The organism is Hydrogenophilus islandicus, from assembly GCF_054657095.1.
Genome location: NZ_BAAHXE010000057.1, coordinates 1 through 2,864, shown reverse-complemented (window position 1 = coordinate 2,864; position 2,864 = coordinate 1). Strand labels below are relative to the sequence as shown.

The following is a 2,864-nucleotide window of genomic DNA, read 5'->3' as shown; positions in this document are numbered from 1 at the left end:
GCATCGAGGCACTGGTGGGTGGTCATGGGTATGCGTGTGCTATTTTACGCCAGCCCCCTACCCACGCGAGTTGCCGTGGCAGGCACACGCGCTTCAGGTCATATTGCACCACGGCAAACGCCCGCGCATGGGTCCCCAGCCGCTCGCGCGCTGCGGGGTCGCCAGGAGCGCGCAGATCGCTTTGCTGAGCCCTGCGACGTCAAAGAAGTCGACGAACCGGCCGGTTTCGTTATAGCGGATTGCTTCGTGCATGGGGGGTGTCGCTTGCGACGATTGCGCAGCCGAAGTTCATCGATCGGCAAGCCCTCACGCTAGGCCAGCCGATAGATGCTGCTGTGGCTCCATGCTGTCGTGCAGGATGCGCAAAACGTCGATGACCGCTTCGCTGTCACGGGCACGAAAAAACACGACGTGCCGGCCCTTGCGCCCGTGGCGTGCCACATGGCCAGGATCTCTTCGATGTCTCGGGCGGCTCGATCTGAGAGACGGACCGTCCAGCTACTCATGCGTGCTGGTCCAGGACCTGCTGGGTGAGGGTATCGATGTGCGCGCGCAATGACGAGGCGTCGGTGAACGCTGTGTACCGCCCCGCTTCAATGTCATCCATGCCAACGGTGATGGCCTCACGCAAAGCAGCCAATTTAGCTGCCTGCTCGGCCTCGCGGGCCTGCACCAGGCGCAAACCCTCACGCAGCACCTCGCTGGCATTTTGGTAGCGGCCGCTGGCGACCATCTGTTCGACGAACTTCGCCTGACTCTCGGTCAGTACGACATTACGGGTGGGCATAGCTAGCTCCGAAACCATGTATATAGCATATTATGCCAACGCTCCCTCGGAAATACCAGCCCCATGAACCGCGTGTGTGGATGCGGCAAACAGACGCGCTTCAAGTCCACGTGCACCACCGCAAGCGCCCGGCGGTTACTCCCAGCTGCTTACGCGCTGCGGGTTCGGCGAGGAGCGTGCAGATCGCCTCGGTAAGCCCCGCGACGTCGAAGAGGGCTGCCCCAGGACGTGTGACGAGCTCACGCCACCATCAACGCCTTCAACATGGGCAGCCGCTTCTGCGCGAACGTCTGCCGGTGAGCAAAAGCGCGGCCTCACGCAGTTGTGCAAGGCCCACCTTGGGGACAAGGGCCTGCTCCAGCTCAGCGAGCGTTTTGGGCTTGTGGTCAGCCAGCGCATCCAGGATCGGCACATGGACCGCTTCATTCAAGCTCGCCTCGCCGAGCGCCCCGGTGACCTTGAGCGCCACGTCGCCGCGCGGCCGCACGAGCACCAATCGAATGGCGCGCAGCGCCTCGGCTTGGGCGAGCGGCGTCAAGCGGCGTGCGCCTGGTCATCACAGGCGCTCCTCGATGTGCAGCGCCTGATTTTTTGTCCGATGAGTGTCATTATTTTTCGGACAACGCTGAAGAGGAAGGGAGCAGCGCGACACATCGGTGTCGCGCTCTTGCCTTCAGATCAAGGCTTCAAGGCCTTTGCGCTCGAGTAGGTTGAGCAGCTTCTGCGATGGGCCGCTGGGGTGCTTGTCACCAAGCTCCCACTGGCGAACAGTGGACGGGCTGATATTGAGCAGCGACGCCAATACGGTTTGGCTGAGCTGGTAACGATCACGCAGTGAGCGGATTTTCTCGCTGTCGTACTCGGGAATTGGGTCGAGGCACAGCGCGTCGTACTTGCGCATCTTGCGGTGGTCGATGAAACCCAGGCGATGCAGATCCGCTGCCGTCTCGTGCACAGCCTCCAGGATTCGGCTTTTGGCCTTAGTTTTGGTCGTCATGGCAAATCTCCTGTAGTGATCCGTCTTCCACCTCAGCATCGAGTTCCTTGCCGGTGCGGGACAGCAAATCCTGGGCAATGGTCTGCAACGCTTCTCTTTCTTCGGCGCTGATGTTGGCCCGTTCATTCTTCTCGAAGCCAAACACGAAGAACCACAAGTCGCCCTTGTTGGTAGCCACCAATGTTCTGGCACCGCCACGCTTGCCCCGACCGACCAGCCCTACCCGCTTCTTGACCACACCGCCGCCGAGATCTGCGTCGATCAGCCCTTGCGACATCTCGCGCACTGCGCCACACAGTGCCTCGTCGGTCAGCTCGGTCTTTCGCATCCAGCGACTGAAGTGGCGGGTTTTGAAGACTCGTTTCATCTTCATACTATAACACTTAGTGACGGATATCGACAGTACTCAATGCGATCGAGGCGCAGCGCCGAAACGGCATCGCGGTATCGGCGGAGAGGCTCGAGGCGTGGGAGGAGTATCGCGCGACGGGCCTGCTTGTTACAGCCGCAAAGGCCGACAAATGGCTTGCGCAGCTTGGGGACTATGACAGAGAGGGGCGGATCGGGTGAAGGGGGGCGGTTACGTCACCAACCCCGCCACCCACTCCATCTGCCGCGGGAGGCACACGCTCTTGAGGTCATAGTGTTCCACCGCAAACGCCCGCGCGTTCGCCCCCAGCCGCTCGCGCGCCGCGGGGTCAGTGAGGAGATGCGGGGGCGCTGTTGGCCCTCTGGTTGCGGAGGGTGTAGGTTATGGAGACGGCTTGCCTTTACTCAAAAACCGCCGCAAGCGTCGGGGCGTCGATCGCGCGGTCAAACCATGCCTCGAGCTCCTCAAGGGAGGCTGCCGAGATGCGTAGCTCGATTTCAGTTGGGATCGGCCCAAAGCGCTTGGCAAGGAGCCGCCGGAGTGTCGTCGCGGCTTCGACGCGTTTGCCCAGAAGCTCGCCTTGCTGGATGCCTTGCTGGATTCCCTGCTGGATTCCCTGCTGGATTCCCTGCTGGATTCCCTGTTGGATGCCTTGCTCGATTCCTTCCCTAAATCCCTCTTCCTTCCACTCTCTGGTCCAGCGTTTCATC

6 protein-coding genes and 1 pseudogene are annotated in these 2,864 nt (G+C 61.5%); all 7 read right to left on the bottom strand.

Going from position 1 to position 2,864, the window contains the following annotated elements:
- Positions 1-93: 93 nt before the first annotated feature.
- Positions 94-252, bottom strand: a complete 159-nt coding sequence (locus ACYQ6T_RS10590) for a hypothetical protein (protein ID WP_459830654.1) — start codon at positions 250-252, stop codon at positions 94-96.
- A 54-nt stretch (positions 253-306) separates the two neighbouring features.
- The gene (locus ACYQ6T_RS10585; protein ID WP_459830656.1) at positions 307-498 is read right to left on the bottom strand and encodes a type II toxin-antitoxin system RelE/ParE family toxin; all 192 of its coding nucleotides are present in this window, start codon (positions 496-498) and stop codon (positions 307-309) included.
- Positions 499-502: 4 nt separating this feature from the next.
- The gene (locus tag ACYQ6T_RS10580) at positions 503-787 is read right to left on the bottom strand and encodes a type II toxin-antitoxin system ParD family antitoxin (protein WP_459830653.1); all 285 of its coding nucleotides are present in this window, start codon (positions 785-787) and stop codon (positions 503-505) included.
- A 259-nt stretch (positions 788-1,046) separates the two neighbouring features.
- Entirely contained in the window at positions 1,047-1,325 is a 279-nt protein-coding gene (locus ACYQ6T_RS10575) for a hypothetical protein (protein ID WP_459830651.1), read from the bottom strand.
- A gap of 135 nt (positions 1,326-1,460) precedes the next feature.
- Entirely contained in the window at positions 1,461-1,784 is a 324-nt protein-coding gene (locus tag ACYQ6T_RS10570; protein ID WP_459830649.1) for a helix-turn-helix domain-containing protein, read from the bottom strand.
- Positions 1,768-2,151, bottom strand: coding sequence for a type II toxin-antitoxin system RelE/ParE family toxin (locus ACYQ6T_RS10565; RefSeq protein ID WP_459830646.1), 384 nt, complete (start codon positions 2,149-2,151; stop codon positions 1,768-1,770). Before ACYQ6T_RS10565 ends, ACYQ6T_RS10570 begins: the two co-directional genes overlap by 17 nt.
- Before the next feature lie 403 nt (positions 2,152-2,554).
- A pseudogene (locus tag ACYQ6T_RS10560) lies at positions 2,555-2,864 on the bottom strand (Rpn family recombination-promoting nuclease/putative transposase); the annotation flags it as partial.